This is a genomic window from Bradyrhizobium sp. USDA 3240, assembly GCF_054063295.1.
Genome location: NZ_JBSSGD010000002.1, coordinates 5541219 through 5559443, shown reverse-complemented (window position 1 = coordinate 5559443; position 18225 = coordinate 5541219). Strand labels below are relative to the sequence as shown.

The following is an 18225-nucleotide window of genomic DNA, read 5'->3' as shown; positions in this document are numbered from 1 at the left end:
AAAGGGAGATGGAGATCACATTTAGGCATGTTCTGCACCGGTTCAAGCAACCACGGATGCTCACCTTTTCAGTATCCTCGACGCGACGATCCATAGGCGCCTCCGCTGCCGGAAGCCTGCTGCTATTTTTTGTCGGCGAATACCGCGCGTCATCCTGCTGGTATTTGTGCTGGTATCGACAGCAATCGACGACAAAAGTGGCTTCAAATTCAAATGGTTATGGCTCTAGGCAATTATCGGCCAGGGGCACCACGCTTCGCCCTTGCGGGCTTCGCGTGGCGCAGCCGCGCCAAGATTGCAACGGCGAAACGTGTCCCGCGAAGCTCGAGCGACACGAGAGCGAAGACGGACGGCCTCATTTCGAGGTATGGGCCGCAGATTCCAATATCAGTCCTTTTGAGCTGCGCCGACATCCATACGGCCGACAGCGGCAACGATCACCATTTCAACGCGGCCGTGCGCACCGGGGCGTCCCACAACGCGGACATCTCGGCATCGAGCAGGCTCACGGTCAGCGAACAGCCGGCCATGTCCAACGAGGTGACGTAGCTGCCGACCAGCGAGCGCGCGATGCGCAGGCCGCGGCTTTCGAGCATGCGGCGCGCGGCGTTGTACATCAGATAGAGCTCGATCGTCGGGGTGCCGCCGAAGCCGTTGACCAGCAACAAGGCCTCGGAGCCTGCCGGCGCGGCGAGATCGTCGGCGATGGCGGTCGTCATTTCTGACGCAATCGCGTCGGCCTCCGCGAGTTTGACGCGACGGCGGCCCGGCTCGCCATGGATGCCGACGCCCATCTCCATCTCGTCGGCGCCGAGCGTGAAGGTCGGCGTGCCGGCGGCCGGGACCGTGCAGCTGGTCAGCGCCACGCCCATCGAGCGCGTCTGCGCGTTGACGCGCTCGCCGAGCGCCACGCAGGTCTTGAGATCGGCGCCCTTCTCGGCGGCGGCGCCGACGATCTTCTCGACGATCAAGGTGCCGGCGACGCCGCGGCGCCCGATGCTGTAGGTCGACTTTTCGACCGCGACATCGTCATCGGTCACGATGGTGGCGGTGCGGCCCTCGGCGATCTCGGCGGCCATCTCGAAATTCATGCGGTCGCCGGCGTAGTTCTTGACGATGAACAGCACGCCGGCATCACCCGCGACCGCCTGCGCGGCTTCGACGATCTGGTCCGGCGTCGGCGAGGTGAACACCTGTCCGGGACACGCGGCATCCAGCATGCCGTGGCCGACGAAGCCGGCATGCAGCGGCTCGTGCCCGCTGCCGCCGCCCGAGACCAGCGCGACCTTCCTGCCGTTCAGCTCGCGGCGGCGAACGAATTTGCGCTCGGCGCCCAGCACGACCAGATCGGCATGCGCGGCCGCGAAGCCGTCGAGGCTTTCGCCGAGCACATTGTCAACCGCATTGATGAACTTCTTCATGGTGTCCTCCCCGCTTCGTCCAAAGCTTCGTTCCGATCAATCGGAACGAAGCTCCAGGTTTGTTGTTTTGACGCGTTTTCTTCGCGAACCGCTAGCCACTTCGCTCGAAAACGCTTTGGTTGGCGTTTTCGCCTATTTTTCCCGCATGATGCCGATCAGGCGCCGCGTGAATTCCTGCAGCAGCGCGTCGAGCTCGGCGTTGCGCTTGGCGCTGCCGAGATCCGGCAGATGCAATGTCAGCGTCCGCTCATGCGATCCTTCGCTCAGCCGGCCGACGCGGCGTGGATGCGCGCGCGCATAGGCGCGCAAGAAGGCGGTCTTCGCCTGCGGCGGAAAGTGGCAGACATCGAAGATCGTGTTGAGATGCTGCACCGGGATCGGCACCGGATAGGCCGGATTGCTGATCTGGCTGACGAAGCTGCGGTTCTTGCCCATCGCATGGGCGAGGCGAAGCCGCATGCCGGACGGGCGGCTCTCCAGCACCTCCTTGAAGATGCGCTTGTAGGCCGCAACCGCGCCGGCTTCGGGCGCTTCATCGGCCGCCGTGTCAGCCAACGCCGCCTCCGCTGCTCAGCCGGTCGATGGTCTGCTTGATCTGCGCCAGCGCCGATGGGTTCACGGACAATTCGCGCAGGCCGCAGTTCAGAAGCGCGGGAACACAGCGCGGATCACCCGCCATGTCGCCGCACAGGCTGACACTGACGCCGGCGCGGCGGCCGTGCTCGGCGGTCCGCGCGATCAGTTCGAGCACTGCGGGATGCAAGGGGTCCATCAGGGGGGCGAGAGCTCCGTTGGAACGATCGCAGGCCAGCACATATTGCGCGAGATCGTTCGAGCCGATCGAGAAGAACGACGCCTTGAAGCTCGAGATCGCCAGGGCCGCCGCCGGAACCTCGACCATGATTCCGAGATCCGGGAGCATCGCGGCAATGCCGTCGGCCTGCAAGCGCTGCACGGTGTCGGCGAACAGCTTCCGTCCGGCCTCGAGCTCGTCCGCCGACGTCACCATCGGGAACATGACCTTGAGATTGCGACGGACCGCGGCGCGCGCCAGCGCGCGGAGCTGGACGGCAAAAATCTCGGGCCGGGCGAGGCAAAGCCGCAAGCCGCGCACGCCGAGGAACGGATTGGCTTCGCCGTCGAATGTAAAGCCGGGCACCGGCTTGTCGCCGCCGGCATCGAACGTGCGGATCGTGACCGGCCGCGCTCCGGCCCAGCGCAACACCGCATCATAGGCCTGGAATTGGGTCTCCTCATCCGGCAGGTCACTCCGCCCGGCGAGCAGGAATTCGGTCCGCATCAGCCCGATGCCGTCGGCATATTGCGCATCCGCATGCTCGAGGTCGTCGACCCGCTGGATATTGATCAGGAGCTTGATGTGCTCGCCGCGCCACGAGGCGGTCGGCCGCCGCAGGATCGCGCGCGCGGATGCCCGGCTCTTGCGATGGCTCTCGCGCCGCTTCTCGAAGATCCGCACCTGCTCGGCGCTGGGATCGAGCTCCAGCGTCGCACCTTCGCCGTCGAGCAGCGCCGTGGCGCCAGCATTGGGAATAGCACCGAGTTGCACGACCATCGGGATGCCGCGCGCCCGCGCCAGCATCGCGACGTGGCTGGTCGGACTGCCGTGCAGCAGCGCCAGGCCGCCGCCGCCGGACCAGTCGATCTCCAGGAAGCGCGACGGTGGCAGGTCGTCGGCGCAGACGACGCCTCCGCTCGGGATCTTCAGCGGCTCGCCCTCGTCGCCGCGCAGGATGTGGACCACGCGGTCGCGCAGGTCCGCAAGGTCCGACGAGCGCGCCTGCAGATACTCATCCGCCGCCGAATTGTACTCCGCGATCTGCTCGTCGAGAGTCGAACGCCATGCGACGTCGGCCGGACGCCCCTCGCCGATCGACGCGAAGATCGCCTCGATCAGATCCTCATCCTCCAGCAACGCGACCTGGAATTCGAGGATTTGCGCGGCTTCGCCGCCGGCGCTGGCGGCAAGATCGGCGATCTGTCCGCTGGCAAGATCGATCGCCTTGCGCAAGGCGAGCGCCTCCTCGACCAGCGTGCCGGCCACCCGCTCGCCGCCGGCGCCCGCATCGACGCGGACCAGCGGACCATGGGCAAAGCCGATCGAGGCGGTCCTGCCGCGGTAAGCCGATCCTGCAGCGCCGCCCTGCATGCTAGCCTGCTCCATCCGGAAAATCGCTGGCGACCAGATCGACGAGGGCCGCGACGGCGGCCTCGGCGTCGCTACCGGAAGCCTTGATCTCGATCGTGCTGCCGTGCGCGGCGCGCATCGCCATGATCTTGGCCACGCTCTTGGCGTTGATCCACTCGGGCGCACCCGCGACCCGCACCGAGATCTGCGCCTCGAACTTCTTGGCGAGCTTGGTCAGCTTGACCGCCGGGCGCGCGTGCATGCCCACCGCATGCACCAACCGCACATTGCCGGAGAAGATCTGTCCGTCCGCTTTATCAAGCATACTCATCATCCATCATCGCTTCGCCGACATTTCAGTCGGCAGAGAGTTCTTCGGCCACGGCCTTGACCTGGGCCAGCGAGCTGCCGCCCGCCGCTTCGGTCGCCGCCATCACGGCGCCTTCGACGATCGGTGCGTTGCAGACGACAACGAGATCGCGCCGCGCCGGCTCCAGCATCTCGACCGCCATTTCGCTGTTGGTCTCGGCGCCGCCGAGATCGACCAGCACCGCAACCCCCTTCGGAGACCATGCGTCATTGATGGCGTTGATGATCAGCGGCACGCTGGTGCCCAATCCGCCGTCGGGATTGCCGCCGCAGAACGCCACCTTGACCTCGCTGCCGACCATCTGGCGCACCATGTCGGCGGTTCCCTTGGCGATGTCGCTGGAATGCGAGACGATCACGATCCCCACGGTGTCGGTCATGGGCGTGCCTCCAGGCCGGCGCACACCGCCTGCACCAGCACGCAGCTCGACCGCGCGCCGGGATCGACATGGCCGACACTGCGCGCGCCGAGGAACGACGCGCGTCCCTTGGTGGCCTGCATCGGCGCCGTCCGTTCGACCGCCTCGCTCGCGGTGCTGCGCACCCGCGCGATCAGATCCGGCTGGCCGGCCGCCGTCTTCAACGTCTCAAGCACAGGAACGAGCACATCCAGCATCGTCTTCTCGCCGACCTGCGAGCGGCCGCGCGCGCTCACAGCGTTCACGGCGCTGCCGAACACGTCGGCGAGATCCTCGGGCAGATGCTTGTCGTGCGACAGCGCCTCGCCCGCTGCGAGAAAGAAGCTGCCATAGAGCGGCCCCGAGGCGCCGCCGACCGTCATCACCAGGGTCTTGCCGATCATCTTCAGCGCTTCGTCGAGCGGCTGCGCCGAGATCGCATCGAGCTTGCCGAGCACGGCTTCGCAACCGCGCTTCATGTTGGTCCCGTGGTCGCCATCGCCGATCGCCTGATCCAGGCTGGTCAGCTCCGGCGCGCTGGCGATGACCTGCTCTGCGGCCGCCTTGACCAACGACTTCAATGTCTCTGATGGCACCGACATCTCCTCGATCCTCTCGCCCCTCTAATGAACCGCCGCGGCAATGCGCTGCCCGGCGCGGTCGAAACACAACGGACGCACCAGATGCAAGTCGACCTCCTGGCCGGCCTGCAGTGGCTGATGCGGATCCGCCAGCGTCACCAGCGTCTCGCCCTTATAATCCACATGAATATGATTCTGCTCGCCGAGGTGCTCGACCCGATGCACGCGGCCGACCATCTGCCCGCCATTGCGCGCGGCGAGCTGAAGATGCTCGGTGCGAATGCCGACCGTCTCGGTTCCAGCCGGCATCGCGACATCGGCGAGCAGGCGAGCCGGCAGGAAGTTGATCTGCGGCGTGCCGAGCCGCGAAGCGACATAGCTGCTGGACGGACTCTCGTAGATCTCCCGGGGCGTGCCGAGCTGAAGCAACTGGCCGTCCCTGATCACGCCGATGCGCGAGGCCATCGTCATCGCCTCGACCTGATCGTGGGTGACGTAGAGGATGGTCGCGCCGAGCTCGATCTGGATCCGCTTGAGTTCGAGCCGCAGCTCGGCGCGGAGCTTCGCATCCAGCGACGACAACGGCTCGTCCATCAGATAGATCGACGGATCGCGGACCAGGGCCCGGCCGATCGCCACGCGCTGCATCTCGCCACCGGACAGCCGCGTGGCGCGGTTGTTCAGCTTGCTTGCGATATGCAACAGCTCCGCGGTCTGCTCGACGCGCCTGCGGATGATCGGCTCCGCCACCCGCCGCGCCGGAGAGCGCAGCGGAAACGCCAGATTGTCGTAGACCGTGAGATGCGGATACAGCGAGTATTGCTGGAACACGAAGGCGATGTCCCGCGAGCCGGGCGGATCCTGCGTCACGTCGCGCCCGTCGATCATGACGGAGCCCGTATCGGGGCTCTCCAGTCCGGTGATCAGCCGCAGCGTCGTGGTCTTGCCGGCACCGCTCGGTCCGAGCAGGACCAGGAACTCGCCGTCGTTCACCGTCAGCGAGAGGTCGCGGACAGCTTCGATCGCGCCGAAGCGCTTGTTGACGTTGCGCAGGGTGACGTCAGCCATGGCGCACACCCTCCGCGCTCGCGGTCCGGATCGCACGGCCGCTGCCGATGTCGAACAGCGCCAGCCGCTCGGCGTTGAATTCGAGACCTATGGCTTCGCCGATCTGCACCGACGCGCTTGAAGGCAGCCGCGCCGCGACCCGGCCATAGGCCGTGTCGACGGTGACGATCTGGGTGGTGCCGAGATATTCCGCGCCGAACACCTCGCCGCGAACGGCGCCCGCGTCAGCGAAGCGGATATGCTCCGGACGGACGCCGAGCGCCAGCGGCGCGCTGGCGCGGTCCTCGCGAATTTCTGGCACCGCAAGCCTGGTGTCGTGGAAGCTGACCGCGCGATCGCCGGATCGCAAGCCCCCCTCGAAGCGCAGTAAGTTCATCGGCGGCGAGCCAATGAAGTCGGCGACGAACATGCTCGCGGGCCGGTCATAGACCTCCTGCGGCGTGCCGATCTGCTCGACACGGCCCTTGTTCATGACCGCGATCTGGTCAGCCATCGACATCGCCTCGAGCTGGTCGTGGGTGACATAGACTGTGGTCGCCTTGATGCGATCGTGCAGGTCGCGCAGCTCGCCGCACATCAGATGGCGAAACTCGGCGTCGAGCGCACCCAGCGGCTCGTCCATCAGGAACGCCTTCGGACGCCGTACCATAGCGCGCCCGAGCGCGACGCGCTGCCGGTCGCCGCCCGAGAGTTTCGAGGTCTTGCTCGACAGCAGGTGCTCGATCCGCAACATCCGCGCGGTCTCCTGCACCCGCTCGCGGATCTCGCGCCGGCCCATGCCCTGGCACTTCAGGGGGAAGCCGATGTTCTCCCCGACATTCATGTGCGGGTAGAGCGCGAACAGCTGGAACACGAAGGCGATATCGCGCGCGGCGGCACGGTGGAACGTGACGTCCTCGCCATCGAGCAGGATCTTGCCTTCGGTCGGCAGCTCGAGGCCGGCGATCATGCGCAAGGTGGTGGTCTTGCCGCAGCCGGAGGGCCCGAGCATCGCGAAGAACGTACCGTCGTCGATCGTGAAGGTCGAGCCTTCCACTGCGGTGAACTGATCGAACGACTTGCGCAGGTTTTCGATGCGGATCTGTGCCATGGGGCTATTCCGGAAAATGACTGACGATGACGAAGCCGATCGTGCCGGCAAGGATCGTCACGAACGAGTAACTGTAGAGATCGATCGACCAGGGCTGCACCAGCATGACGATGCCGCCTCCGATCAGGGTCATCGCGACGGCCTCCCACGGCCCGCGGCGAAACCAGCGCGCGACGCCGGCCCGAGTTACGCCATTCTTGGCAACCACAGACCCGCTCATTTGCGCACCGCTCCGAAGGTGATGCCGCGCAGCAGATGCTTGCGCAACAGCACGGTGAACATGACGATCGGGACGACGAACAGCGTGGTCGCGGCGGCAACCGCCGGCCAATCCTGTCCACCCTCGCCGATGATGAAGGGGATGAAAGGCGGCATGGTCTGCGCCTCGCCGCTGGTCAGCAGCACCGCGAAGGCATACTCGTTCCAGGAGAAGATCAGGCAGAAGATCGCGGTCGCCGCAATTCCGGTGACGGCCTGCGGCAACACCACCTTGCGCAGCGCCTGCAGCCGCGTATAGCCGTCGACCAGCGCCGCCTCCTCGTACTCGCGCGGGATCTCGTCGATGAAGCCCTTGAGCAGCCAGACCGCGAGCGAGACGTTCACGGCGGTGTAGAGCAGGATCATGCCGAGCCGCGTGTCGGTCAGGTTGAGCTGCCGGTACATCAGATAGATCGGGATCGCCACCGCGACCGGCGGCATCATGCGCGTCGAGAGGATGAAGAACAGCAGATCGTCCGCCAGCGGAATGCGGAAGCGCGAGAATGCGTAAGCCGCGAGCGTGCCGAGGAAGACCGCGAGGAAGGTCGAGCCGAAGCCGATGATCAGCGAGTTGACGAAGCGCGGCACGACCTTGGACGGCCCGGCGATCACCATGTCCCGCTTGCGCACCAGCTTGTCGTACCAGGTCTCCGGCGGCGGCAGCTTGGCGATGAAGTCCGGCGTCTGCCGCGTCCGCACCGTGAACAGGTTCACATAGCCTTCGAGGGTCGGCTCGAAGATCACCTTGGGCGGATAGGCAATGGCGTCGCTCTGCGACTTGAACGCGGTAGCGACGATCCACAGCAGCGGCAGGATCGTGATCACGGCGTACAGGATGACGAAGCCGCCGGCGAACGCCTTGGTGCGCGGCGAGGCCTCGACGATCGAATGCGCAGTGGATTTGGTGGCGGCAGCGGTCATCGTTGCTTCACCTTGTTGAGCGTCTTGACGTAGATGTTGGCGGCACCGAACACGGTCACGAACAGGATGATGGCGAGCGCCGAGGAATAGCCGGTGCGCCACTTCTCGAACGCAGCGCGTTTCAGCGAAATCGACACCAGCTCGGTGGTCGAGCCCGGCCCGCCCGAGGTCAGCAAATTGACCATGTCGAACATCTTGAAGTTCTCGATCGCGCGGAACAGCACCGCGAGCATCAGGAACGGCACCGTCATCGGCAGCGTGATCGACCAGAACTGCCGCCAGGGCGAGGCGCGATCGACTTCCGCGGCCTCATAGATGTAGTCGGGGATCGAGCGCAGCCCGGCGAGGCAGATCAGCATCACGTAGGGCGCCCACATCCAGGTATCGACCAGCACGATGGTCCACGGCGCAAGCGACACCTGCCCGGTCATGCTGAATGAGCTCGGCGGCACACCGGTGAACAGGCTGATCAGGTAGTTGAACGGTCCGATCTGCGGCTGCAGCAGCAGCGTCCAGAAATTGCCGACCACCGCCGGCGACAGCATCATCGGCAGCAGGATGATCGTGGTCCAGAAGCTGTGGCCGCGAAACTGACGGTTGATCAAAAGCGCGAGGCCGAAGCCGACGACCACCTGCAACGCCACCGACGAGATCACGAACTGCGCCGTTGTCTGCAGCCGGAACCAGACGTCCTCGTCGGTGAGGATGTCCCTGAAATTGTCGAGGCCAACGAACCGCAGCGGCAGATAGGACATGCTGAGGTTGAGGTTGGTGAAGGACAGCCGGATCATCCAGATCAGCGGAAAGATGTTGATCGCGAGCAGCAGCGCGATCGTCGGCGCGACGAACAGCCACGCGATGGCCCGGTCCGACAGGCCGTGGACGCGCCGCCCGGCGCGGGATTTAACAGGCTTGCTCACGCCTGGGATCGTAGCATGATCGGGTTGGAGGATCGTCGTCATCGTGTCCATCAGCTGGGCTGGGCCGGTTCGGATTCCCCGAGGCGGCCCTCGGGGAATCCAGTTCAGATGAAGTGTGGGCGGACGCTATTGCGAGGCGACTTCCTTGCCCTGCTCCTTGAACACCTTGGTCCAGTCCTTGACCAAGAGATCGAGCGCCTGCTGTGACGTGCCCTTGTCGGCCACGACGTAGTCATGCACTCGCTTCTGCATGTCGAGCAGCAGCTGCGCGTAGGACGGCTCAGCCCAGAAGTCCTTCACGATACCCATCGACTCCAGGAATTGCGGCGCGAACGCCGCGCTCTTCGGGAAGTCGGGCGCGTCGACCACCGCCTTGAGCGCCGAGTAACCGCCGATCTGCCACCACTTCTGCTGCACGGCGGGCTGCGCGAACCACTTGATGTAGGCGAGCGCGTCGTCCTTGTGGTCGGAGGTCGCCACCACCGAGATGCCTTGCCCGCCGAGCTGCGTGAAGTGCCCCTTCGGACCGGCCGGGTTGACGAAGAAGCCGATCTTGTCGCCGCCGACATTCGGATCCTTGTAGAGGCCGGGGAAGAACGCGAACCAGTTCATCTGCATCGCGACCTGGCCGGACTTGAAGGCGTCAAGTCCTTCCTGCATGTAGGCGTTGGTCATGCCCGGCGCCGTGCAGCACTTGTAGAGTTCCTTGTAGAACTCGAGCCCCTTGGCGGCGTCGGCGGAATTGACGATGCCCTGCATCTGGTACGCCTTCTTCGGATTGTCGTAGGCGAAGCCGTAATTGTAGAGCACGTTGGTCACGCCCATCGTGATGCCTTCCGAGCCGCGCTCGGTGAAGATGTAGGCGCCATAGACCTTCTTGCCGTCGATCTCGCGGCCCTGGAAGAACTCGCCGATCTGCTTCAGCTCGTCATAGGTCTTCGGCGGCGCCAGATCGCGGCCGTACTTGGCCTTGAACGCAGATTGAATCTCGGGCCGCGAGAACCAGTCCTTGCGGTAGGTCCAGCCCACCGCATCGGCCATGGCCGGCAGCGCCCAGTAGTTCGGCGTGTTCTTCGGCCACTGCGAATAGCCGACCACGGTCGCCGGGACGAAATCGTCCATCGAGATCTTCTCTTTGTCGAAGAAGTCGTTGAGCTTGACGTACCACTTGTTCTCAGCGGCGCCGCCGATCCATTGGCTGTCGCCGATGATCAGGTCGCAGAGCTTGCCGTGCGAGTTGAGCTCGTTGAGGAAGCGATCGGCATAGCTCGTCCAAGGGACGAACTCGTATTTCATCTCGATGCCGGATTGCTTGGTGAAGTCCTTGCCCAGTTCGACCAGTGCGTTGGCCGGATCCCATGCCGCCCAGCACAGCGTGAGCTGTTTGCCTTGTGCTGCGGCTTGCCCGCCGCCGGGACCGCCAAGTGCTGCGGCCGCAACGACCGCGGACGCCACCGTACTGCGTAACCATCCCAATCTTCGCATATCCATTTCCTCCCTATCGTTGAAGCACCTAACTCGCCCGGCGCATCCATGCCGGATTGACGCCGAGACTTCGAAAACCGAGTTGATGAGCGATGATGGAGAGCGAGACTGAACGCGTCCGGACATCGGAGTCCGGATGGCGGGGCTCCTCCCACGCATCAGCTCGATGCGCGATGTTTATCGTTTTTGTAATACTAAACGTATTACTAAATTCAGGAACCCGTCAAGCGGGTTTCTTGCGAACCTCAAGAGAAGCTGTCCGCGCTATCCAGCGCGAGATAATCGCTGCAGTGCACCAACGCTGATAGTGGAAAGCACCCAGCGCTCGGCTCTGCCCGATGTTTAGTGGATCATTTTACTGAACGTTCAGCGCAATGGCGAACGCTCTGCCTACGTCGCCTTGCGCCATCTGAAACGAGCGTTGGCCAACGCCCCGCCCGTTTCGCATCACCTCGTCAAAGCAAGGCGAACGCGATCGAACACAGCCAATCGCGAAGCCTGATCAACAAATGTGTATTGCTTTGCGTGGCGCCGCCACGCATGGGCTGCAAGCGCAAAGCTCTCCGGCGAAGCGAAAGCGCGCGCGAGCGACGGCGGAACGGACCAACGCCTCGCGAACTGCCTCACTGGTTCAGGATCGGCGGAATGTCCTTGGCTGCCTTCGGTCCCGGCAGCGAGCTCAGATAGGCGTGGATGTCGGCGGCATCCTTGTCCGACAGCACGTCGGCGGAGAACGACGGCATGTCGTTCGGCGCCTCGCGCAGGAAGGCGATGAAGGACTCCACCGGCAGCGCGATCTGCGCCAGCGCAGGCGTCAGGTAATTGAAACGGCCGCCCTGCCCGGCGCGGCCGTGGCATTCGAAGCAGCCGTCGGCAAGATAAAGCCGCTTGCCGTTGACGGCATCACCGGCCGGCGCGTCCTCGGCGCGCGATGCAACGACGTCGCCAGTAGCGAAAGCCCCCGCGATCGCGGCGACGGCGGCGAGACGCTTTACAGATCCATTCATCATCGCCATCTCCACTTCACCGCTGATCCATCACGACGTCGAGCAGCGCCGGCTGGCCGCTCTTGACCATGGCGATGGCGCGCTTCAGCGCCGGCGCCAGCGCATTCGGATCGCGGATTGGTCCCTCGCCATAGACGCCGAACCCCTTGGCGACGGTCGCATAGTCGACGAAGGGATCCTTGATCGTGGTGCCGATATCGGCGTTGGTGATGCCGCGGCCGTGGCGGGCGGCCATCGCTTGCAGATACATGTATTCCTGATGGTAGGCGCGGTTGTTGTGCACGATGTAGAGCATCGGGATCTGATGGTGCGCGGCCGTCCAGAGCGTCGACGGCACGAACATGAAGTCGCCGTCGCCGCCGATCGCAACCGTCAATCGTCCGTGCCGCTTGTTGGCGAGCGCAGCCCCGAGCGAAGCCGGCAAAGTGTACCCGACACCGCCGCCGCCGGAACCGCCGTTCCATTGATAGGGCTTGGTGAAATTCCACAAGCGATGCGGCCATGACAGGCCGATCGAGGTGCCGACCAGCGACCAGTCCTCATCCTTGATCTGGCTGTAGAGCTCGGCGCACAGCCGCGCCGTGGTGATCGGGCTCGCGTCCCAGCCGATCGTTGCGTCAAGCTTCGCCTGCTCGACGGTGGCGAGCTTGGTGGCCGCGAGCTTCTTGCCGCGCGCGTCGAACGCCGTCTTGCGTCCCTCGTCGATCCGGCGTTTGACCTGCTCGGTCAGGGCCGGCAAGCTCGCTTCTGCATCACCTGATATGTCGAGATCGACCTCCTGATAGCGGCCGAGGTCCTGGTAGTTGGCCTTCATGTACAGGCCGCGGGTGCCGAGCGTAACGATCCTGGCGGTCTTCTTGTAGCGCGGCTCAGAGGTCCGCACGATGCGATCGTGGAAATCGCTGAGCGAGCCCCAGATGTCGTTGACCTCCAGCGCCAGGATCAGATCGGCCTGCGACAGGATGGAGCGGCGGAACGACTGGTTCAGCGGGTGGCGCGAAGGAAAATTCATCCGCCCGAAATTATCGATCACGGCGCATTGCAGGGTTTCCGCAAGCTCCACCAGGCGCGGCATGCCGGCGGGCGTGCGCGCCATCCGGTCGCACAGGATCACCGGATTGTCCGCCGCGACCAGCATTTTGGCGAGCTCGGCCAGCGCCGCGTCGTCGCCCTGCGGCGGCAGCGCCGGGGTGAATTTCGGGATGCGGAGGCGGTCGCGATTCTCGATCGGGTTTTCCTGCAGCTCCTGGTCAAGCGACAGCATCACCGGCGCCATCGGCGGCGTGGTTGATATCTTGTAGGCGCGCAGCGCCGATTCCGCGAAATGCTGCAGCGAGGCCGGCTGGTCGTCCCACTTGACGAAGTCGCGGGTCAGCGCCGCGGGGTCGATTGCCGAATGCGGCCATTCGGCGCCCGGTGCGCGCTTGTCGGCTTCCATGATGTTGCCGCCCATCACGATGACCGGGACGCGGTCGCACCAGGCGTTGTACATCGCCATCGATGCATGCTGCAGACCGACCACGCCATGGCAGATCATGGCAAGCGGCTTGCCCTCGATCTTGGCGTAGCCCTGGCCCATATGCACCGCGATCTCTTCATGCGGACAGGTGATGATCTCGGGCTTCTTGTTGCCGCCATGATTGATGATGGCCTCATGCAGTCCGCGGAAGCTCGAGGCGCAGTTCATCGCGAGGTAATCGATGTCGAGCGTCTTGAGCACGTCGACCATGAAGTCGCCGCCGCTCGAGGTCTGATTGACCGGATCGGCCCGCGGCGGCATTGCGTCCGCCGCCGCGAGCCTCGGCCCGGGAGGCGCAGCCTTGAGCGCTTCCTTGGGACGCTGTTCGGCAATGCCTGACATTGCGGTGTTGGCGGCGGCGGGGGCAGCCAGTGCCGCCGCACCGGCGACGGTTGCACCTTTGAGGAAATTTCGGCGGCCGGGGTCGAGCGCGCCCGTGCGGCGCTTTTCGCTGCGTTTCGACATGGTGTCCTCTCCGGGAACTTAGACCAGATGCCTACGAGCTCATTGCTTGTTGGCATGAGTGTCGTCCCGAAGCTCGGCAGCCGTCAATACACAGACGCGTAAGCGTGCAACTTTTGGCTGAGGTGCTCCGCGAAATCGGCATGGGAAGAGGAAGACGCGCCTCTGCCGAGAGCGCGATGAGATTGAGTTGAATCGTCATCGCGCTTTAGCTTGTTGTTTGAGCATGATCTTTTCGGAAAATCGCTTCGCACTTTTCCGGATCATGCTCTAGCGCGCCAGCGCTGCGATCAACTCGACTTCGATCGATGCGTTGCGCGGAAGCTGCGCGACGCCAACGCTCGTCCTGGTGTGCAGTCCCCGTTCCGGACCGAACAGCTCCATGATGAGCTTCGACGCGCCGTCGGCGACTGCCGTCTGACCGCTGAAATCCGCGGCGCTGTGCACGAACACCGTGAGCTTCAGGATCTGCGTGACATGATCGAGCGACCCGAGATGCGCCTTGATCGCGGCCAATCCGCGGATCAGCGCCAACCGTGCACCCCACTTGGCTTCCTCCAGTGTGACATCACGGCCAACCTGGCCGACGACATGCACCTTGTCGCCGTCGCGCGGAAGCTGACCGCTGACATAGATCGTGTCGCCATGGACCACCACCGGCGCGTAGGCGCCGCCGGCCGCCGCCGACATCGGCAGCTCGATGTTGAGTTCATTCAGACGTTGCTCAAGATTCACGATTGCATGCCAGCGAACTGGCCCTCCTGTCCGGACCGTGGCGGCTCCTGAGCGAAGCGGAGCTCCGTCTGCTGCCGGGCGCTTCTGTTAACCCGGTTCTGCAGGACGCGGTACCTGCGAACATGCTCTCGGAGCAATTCTGCCTGTATCAGCGCTTCGTGAGGCGCTTCAGATACGCGCAGAACATGCCGGCCATGTGTGTGCCGCCAGACGGGATTTGGCTGCCATATTTTGGCCATAGCCCGTTTCTTAAAAGCCCGTGCGGGCCATGTCCCCGCCTCTGTTTTGCGTCGCCTGACCGATGCGGTCGCTTCGCAACCAAATCGCAGATCATCGCTGCGTCCCTCTCACAATCAGGATGGCCTGCCAACAACAAGAGGACTTTGTAATGCGTAAAACTCTCGCGGCTGTCGCCGTGCTTTTGGCCTTCGCTTCATCTGCTGCTGAAGCTCGCGGCCGTCATCACCATTATCGACACCATGCACATTCCGGCCGCCCGGCCGCGTGGTGCGGGTGGTTCATGCGTACGCAGGTCGGCAGCGATCCGGGTCCGCAATACAATCTGGCGCGATCCTGGGCGCGATACGGCAGCAATGCAGGCGGCCCCTCGGTCGGCGCGATCGTCGTCTGGCGTCACCATGTCGGCAAGATCGTGGGTCACGAGAATGGCCAGTGGATAGTCCAGAGCGGTAACGACGGGCATGCCGTGCGCACGCGGCCGCGCTCACTGGCCGGCGCCATCGCGTTCCGAAACGCCTACGCCTCGTTCTAAGGGAACCTCGAGGCGATATACGAACCATTCATCATCGCGGCTTACGCTGCCGCGGGGTTTCGCCCTGAAGCCCTCAGACGGGCGCCGTCACCTGCGTTGACCTGGTGGCGGCGCCTTTTTCAGGAATGCATTGGTTTGGCTCGGAAACCGAGGAAAGTTGCGGCGGCCTCTCAGACTGCCTCTTATTGGTCGGCCGCTTACATGAGTTTCTGCAATGGCGCGGCCGTTTTCGCTGTGACCGGCGGCGTGCTCGGGTTTCTGCTTGTCGCCAAGCACTACACGTGAACGACGGCCGGATCGACGGTGGGCGCTTCAGCGCTTTCCAAGACTCCTGAGATACGCGCAGAACATGTCGGCCATCGCGTCCGCGTAGCTCTCGATCTCGGCCTGACTTCGCGGGCCTTCCGAAAAATTCTTGCCGACCGTGCTCATCGTCGCCGTGATCAGATCGCCGGCCATCGCACGCACGGCGTCCGACGTCTTCGGCAGTGCCTCACGCATGAAGACTTCGACGATACTCTCGCCGGATGCCCGCACCTCGCGGGCTTCGGGCGCGTCGCGATAGAGCGGCGCGGCGTCGTTGAGTGCGACGCGCACCGCGGCCTCCTCGCATTCGGAGCGGATGAAGGCGTGCACCAGCGAACGCAACCGCTCCAATGGCGGCCGCGAGCGGTCTGCGAGAATGTTGCGCAGCAGGCTGGAGTTCTGCCGCCACTCATCGCTCTGCAGCCGGAACAGGATCGACGCCTTGTTCGGAAAATACTGGTACAGCGAGCCGACGCTGACGCCGGCCCGCTCGGCCACCCGCGCCGTAGTGAAACGCTGCGCGCCCTCCTTGGTCAGAACCTGAACAGCGGCATCGAGAATCGCCGCGACGAGCTCGGCGGAGCGGGCCTGTTGCGGCTGTTTTCGCGAGGAAATTGAAGAGCTTCGCCGTTCGGTCATGAACGCCCTGGGGAATGCGATTAGCGAATGCGAATAATTATTCGTATTTCTGGCGGGGCGCAAGGATGCGCCGCTTTTTTGACCGGAGACCCACATGACCACCCTCAATTCACCTGAGCTCGCGGGCCTGCTCGACCGCCTGTTCGAGCAAGCCTCCGCCGCGAGGGAAGAAACCCGGCGCGCGGTGGCCGACCTTTCCGACGAGGAACGGGCGGGCCTGATGCGCAGCAGGACCGACTACCGCGCGCTCTACAGCCGCTTCAACAACGTGCCGCTCGCGGTCTCGCGCGAGACCGGCGCGCTGCTCTACATGCTGGCGCGCGGCGCACGGGCGCGGAACATCGTCGAGTTCGGCACCTCGTTCGGCATCTCGACGCTGCATCTCGCCGCGGCGCTGCGCGACAATGGCGGCGGCCGGCTGATCACATCCGAGTTCGAGCCGTCCAAGGTGGCGCGGGCCCGGGACAATCTCGCCGCCGGCGGCCTTGACGACCTGGTCGAGATCCGTGAGGGCGACGCGCTGACGACGCTGCGCACCGATCTGCCCGATGCGATCGACCTTGTGCTGCTCGACGGCGCCAAGGCGCTCTACCCCGAGATCCTCGATCTCGTGGAGCGCCGCCTGAAGCCGGGCGCCTTCGTCGTCGCCGACAATGCCGATTACAGCCCCGACTATCTGGCACGGGTGCGTTCGCCGGCGAACGGCTACATGTCGACGCCGTTCGGCGAAGACGTCGAGCTGTCAATGCGGCTGGGCTGAGGCTGAAATGCAAGAAGCGCGCGATCAGGCCGTCTTGATCTTGCCGACGATGGCGGACAATCGCGCGCGCTTGGCGGGATCGGCGACCTGTGCGACCGTTTGCTCAAGGTCGCTCAGCACGCCATTCACCTTCCATCTGGCTGGACCTTCGGCAATAACGGCGTCCGCGAGTTCATCGGCCTTGTCGGGCTGGCCGAGATCGAAGGCCGCCGCGAGCAGCGTCGGACGCAGCCATTCGTCAGCGATCTGCATTCGCCTCGCCCGCTCGCAGGCGGCGATCACCAGCCGCAGGACCGATTGCGCGCGCTCCTCGTCGCCTGCGCTTCCCCGCGTGCGATAGAGACGAGGTAGATTGCTGGAGCAATAATAGGTGTTGAGGTCGAGCTCCATGCCCTGCTGATAACAGTCGATCGCTTTCTCGAGCTCCTGGTTGCGTTCGGGAGAGCCGGCTGGTGCGGCTCTGGCGAGGCGCTTGTGGCGGCCACCCATCAGGCCGAGCCGCTCCGGCGTCGGGCCCGCGAAATCAATCAATGTCTGGATCTCGGCAATGGCCTGGATGTCGTCGCCGGCCTGGGCCGCGGCAAATGCGCGATTCTCCTGCACTTCAGGCTCGTTGGAGAAGCGCTCCGGAAGCTTGCCGATGAAATCCAGCACGATGTTCCAGTCGGCGGCATCATTGACGCAGTCCCGCAGCATCAGCAACAAGGCGAGCGCCTTTGCATAAGTGGCGGGCGGGCTTCCCTCGGTCGCGATCAGCGCTTGGGCCCGTGCCATGCGCTGATCCGTGGGCGTCGCGCGCACCGCGCGTATCTTGGTCTGAAACGCGGCCTGTTCGGCGAGCTGGCCCCGCATCACGGTCGCCTTGCGTGGATCGACCTTGTCGGGATAGCCCGGGATCGACTGATTCATCGGCGAAATCCCCACAGCAAGCGCCTTGATCGGCTCCTTGATCGCGGCTTGCATCGCGGCAGCGGTTGCCTCGGTGATCTCGCCCTCGGGGAGCGGATAGCGGACCGTTCGCATCTGGACGACATCGAACAATTGCTTGGACCAGTCGGCTGCAAGCAGCACGCACCCGGTCTTTTGTGATGCGTGGCGGATACCGACCTCGTAATAGACGTTGCCGTTCGGAATCGTCATGTCGGCCAGCACGAGATCGGCGAAGTAGATCCGTTCCAGCATTTCACTGACGATCAATGCGCTGGTGTCCTGGTCGGCACGCACCGGCTGATAACCGAGCGCCTTAATGGCCGGTACGTAGGCGCGATCCCACAATGCGTTAAAATCGATCTCAGCCGGACCAAACTTGGGGTCGGCCTGGGTCGGTTTGCGACCGTAAGGCATGATCATGAAACAAGACGGCATCTT

19 protein-coding genes are annotated in these 18225 nt (G+C 64.4%); 2 read left to right on the top strand and 17 right to left on the bottom strand.

Annotated elements, in window-relative coordinates; translation table 11 throughout:
* Window positions 1–437 precede the first annotated feature (437 nt).
* The 15 genes from dhaK to ACVIGA_RS26830 form a co-directional block, all read right to left on the bottom strand.
* A complete protein-coding gene (gene dhaK, locus ACVIGA_RS26900) occupies window positions 438–1421 on the bottom strand; it encodes a dihydroxyacetone kinase subunit DhaK (protein ID WP_456668629.1) in 984 nt (327 codons plus the stop codon).
* 132 nt (window positions 1422–1553) lie between these two features.
* Window positions 1554–1976 (bottom strand): hypothetical protein, encoded by a 423-nt coding sequence (locus ACVIGA_RS26895; protein ID WP_050405512.1) that lies wholly within the window; start codon window positions 1974–1976, stop codon window positions 1554–1556.
* A complete protein-coding gene (gene ptsP / locus ACVIGA_RS26890; protein ID WP_456670897.1) occupies window positions 1969–3588 on the bottom strand; it encodes a phosphoenolpyruvate--protein phosphotransferase in 1620 nt (539 codons plus the stop codon). The genes ACVIGA_RS26895 and ptsP overlap by 8 nt, the downstream gene beginning before the upstream one ends.
* A gap of 1 nt (window position 3589) precedes the next feature.
* Complete coding sequence (locus tag ACVIGA_RS26885; protein WP_456668628.1) at window positions 3590–3892, bottom strand: HPr family phosphocarrier protein; 303 nt, start codon at window positions 3890–3892, stop codon at window positions 3590–3592.
* A 31-nt stretch (window positions 3893–3923) separates the two neighbouring features.
* The gene (gene dhaM / locus ACVIGA_RS26880; protein ID WP_456668627.1) at window positions 3924–4316 is read right to left on the bottom strand and encodes a dihydroxyacetone kinase phosphoryl donor subunit DhaM; all 393 of its coding nucleotides are present in this window, start codon (window positions 4314–4316) and stop codon (window positions 3924–3926) included.
* A complete protein-coding gene (dhaL, locus tag ACVIGA_RS26875; RefSeq protein ID WP_456668626.1) occupies window positions 4313–4936 on the bottom strand; it encodes a dihydroxyacetone kinase subunit DhaL in 624 nt (207 codons plus the stop codon). Before dhaL ends, dhaM begins: the two co-directional genes overlap by 4 nt.
* Window positions 4937–4957: 21 nt before the next feature.
* On the bottom strand, window positions 4958–5983 hold the full coding sequence (locus ACVIGA_RS26870) for an ABC transporter ATP-binding protein (RefSeq protein ID WP_456668625.1): 1026 nt from the start codon (window positions 5981–5983) through the stop codon (window positions 4958–4960).
* Entirely contained in the window at window positions 5976–7073 is a 1098-nt protein-coding gene (locus tag ACVIGA_RS26865; RefSeq protein ID WP_456668624.1) for an ABC transporter ATP-binding protein, read from the bottom strand. The genes ACVIGA_RS26870 and ACVIGA_RS26865 overlap by 8 nt, the downstream gene beginning before the upstream one ends.
* Window positions 7074–7077: 4 nt before the next feature.
* Entirely contained in the window at window positions 7078–7293 is a 216-nt protein-coding gene (locus ACVIGA_RS26860) for a hypothetical protein (RefSeq protein WP_223966721.1), read from the bottom strand.
* Window positions 7290–8252 (bottom strand): carbohydrate ABC transporter permease, encoded by a 963-nt coding sequence (locus ACVIGA_RS26855; protein WP_342709202.1) that lies wholly within the window; start codon window positions 8250–8252, stop codon window positions 7290–7292. Before ACVIGA_RS26855 ends, ACVIGA_RS26860 begins: the two co-directional genes overlap by 4 nt.
* Window positions 8249–9223: a carbohydrate ABC transporter permease gene (locus tag ACVIGA_RS26850; RefSeq protein ID WP_223966718.1), complete on the bottom strand. Its 975-nt coding sequence runs from the start codon at window positions 9221–9223 to the stop codon at window positions 8249–8251. The genes ACVIGA_RS26855 and ACVIGA_RS26850 overlap by 4 nt, the downstream gene beginning before the upstream one ends.
* Window positions 9224–9298: 75 nt before the next feature.
* The gene (locus ACVIGA_RS26845) at window positions 9299–10657 is read right to left on the bottom strand and encodes an ABC transporter substrate-binding protein (protein ID WP_456668623.1); all 1359 of its coding nucleotides are present in this window, start codon (window positions 10655–10657) and stop codon (window positions 9299–9301) included.
* A gap of 623 nt (window positions 10658–11280) precedes the next feature.
* Window positions 11281–11664, bottom strand: a complete 384-nt coding sequence (locus ACVIGA_RS26840; RefSeq protein ID WP_456668622.1) for a c-type cytochrome — start codon at window positions 11662–11664, stop codon at window positions 11281–11283.
* A gap of 16 nt (window positions 11665–11680) precedes the next feature.
* Window positions 11681–13648, bottom strand: a complete 1968-nt coding sequence (locus ACVIGA_RS26835; RefSeq protein ID WP_456668621.1) for a thiamine pyrophosphate-binding protein — start codon at window positions 13646–13648, stop codon at window positions 11681–11683.
* 267 nt (window positions 13649–13915) lie between these two features.
* Window positions 13916–14380 (bottom strand): RidA family protein, encoded by a 465-nt coding sequence (locus ACVIGA_RS26830; RefSeq protein ID WP_456668620.1) that lies wholly within the window; start codon window positions 14378–14380, stop codon window positions 13916–13918.
* A gap of 520 nt (window positions 14381–14900) precedes the next feature.
* On the opposite strand from ACVIGA_RS26830, the gene ACVIGA_RS26825 reads away from it, so the two are divergent.
* Complete coding sequence (locus tag ACVIGA_RS26825) at window positions 14901–15152, top strand: C40 family peptidase (RefSeq protein ID WP_097673702.1); 252 nt, start codon at window positions 14901–14903, stop codon at window positions 15150–15152.
* Window positions 15153–15464: 312 nt separating this feature from the next.
* Here the strand turns inward: ACVIGA_RS26825 and ACVIGA_RS26820 are convergent, their stop codons facing one another.
* A complete protein-coding gene (locus ACVIGA_RS26820) occupies window positions 15465–16097 on the bottom strand; it encodes a TetR family transcriptional regulator (RefSeq protein WP_456668619.1) in 633 nt (210 codons plus the stop codon).
* A gap of 94 nt (window positions 16098–16191) precedes the next feature.
* Between ACVIGA_RS26820 and ACVIGA_RS26815 the strand changes: the two genes are divergently transcribed.
* The gene (locus ACVIGA_RS26815) at window positions 16192–16857 is read left to right on the top strand and encodes an O-methyltransferase (RefSeq protein WP_456668618.1); all 666 of its coding nucleotides are present in this window, start codon (window positions 16192–16194) and stop codon (window positions 16855–16857) included.
* A gap of 24 nt (window positions 16858–16881) precedes the next feature.
* On the opposite strand, the gene ACVIGA_RS26810 is transcribed toward ACVIGA_RS26815, so the two are convergent.
* A complete protein-coding gene (locus ACVIGA_RS26810) occupies window positions 16882–18222 on the bottom strand; it encodes a tetratricopeptide repeat-containing protein (protein ID WP_456668617.1) in 1341 nt (446 codons plus the stop codon).
* Window positions 18223–18225: the final 3 nt, after the last annotated feature.

Bases quoted from the DNA above. Each gene is read 5' to 3' on its own strand.
- ptsP (WP_456670897.1), bottom strand. From the start codon at position 3,588: ATGCAGGGCGGCGCTGCAGGATCGGCTTACCGCGGCAGGACCGCCTCG.
- dhaM (WP_456668627.1), bottom strand. From the start codon at position 4,316: ATGACCGACACCGTGGGGATCGTGATCGTCTCGCATTCCAGCGACATC.
- ACVIGA_RS26855 (WP_342709202.1), bottom strand. From the start codon at position 8,252: ATGACCGCTGCCGCCACCAAATCCACTGCGCATTCGATCGTCGAGGCC.
- ACVIGA_RS26860 (WP_223966721.1), bottom strand. From the start codon at position 7,293: ATGAGCGGGTCTGTGGTTGCCAAGAATGGCGTAACTCGGGCCGGCGTC.
- ACVIGA_RS26870 (WP_456668625.1), bottom strand. From the start codon at position 5,983: ATGGCTGACGTCACCCTGCGCAACGTCAACAAGCGCTTCGGCGCGATC.
- ACVIGA_RS26845 (WP_456668623.1), bottom strand. From the start codon at position 10,657: ATGCGAAGATTGGGATGGTTACGCAGTACGGTGGCGTCCGCGGTCGTT.
- dhaL (WP_456668626.1), bottom strand. From the start codon at position 4,936: ATGTCGGTGCCATCAGAGACATTGAAGTCGTTGGTCAAGGCGGCCGCA.
- ACVIGA_RS26840 (WP_456668622.1), bottom strand. From the start codon at position 11,664: ATGAATGGATCTGTAAAGCGTCTCGCCGCCGTCGCCGCGATCGCGGGG.
- ACVIGA_RS26825 (WP_097673702.1), top strand. From the start codon at position 14,901: ATGCGTACGCAGGTCGGCAGCGATCCGGGTCCGCAATACAATCTGGCG.
- ACVIGA_RS26820 (WP_456668619.1), bottom strand. From the start codon at position 16,097: ATGACCGAACGGCGAAGCTCTTCAATTTCCTCGCGAAAACAGCCGCAA.
- ACVIGA_RS26810 (WP_456668617.1), bottom strand. From the start codon at position 18,222: ATGCCGTCTTGTTTCATGATCATGCCTTACGGTCGCAAACCGACCCAG.
- ACVIGA_RS26815 (WP_456668618.1), top strand. From the start codon at position 16,192: ATGACCACCCTCAATTCACCTGAGCTCGCGGGCCTGCTCGACCGCCTG.
- ACVIGA_RS26865 (WP_456668624.1), bottom strand. From the start codon at position 7,073: ATGGCACAGATCCGCATCGAAAACCTGCGCAAGTCGTTCGATCAGTTC.
- ACVIGA_RS26885 (WP_456668628.1), bottom strand. From the start codon at position 3,892: ATGCTTGATAAAGCGGACGGACAGATCTTCTCCGGCAATGTGCGGTTG.
- ACVIGA_RS26835 (WP_456668621.1), bottom strand. From the start codon at position 13,648: ATGTCGAAACGCAGCGAAAAGCGCCGCACGGGCGCGCTCGACCCCGGC.
- ACVIGA_RS26850 (WP_223966718.1), bottom strand. From the start codon at position 9,223: ATGGACACGATGACGACGATCCTCCAACCCGATCATGCTACGATCCCA.
- dhaK (WP_456668629.1), bottom strand. From the start codon at position 1,421: ATGAAGAAGTTCATCAATGCGGTTGACAATGTGCTCGGCGAAAGCCTC.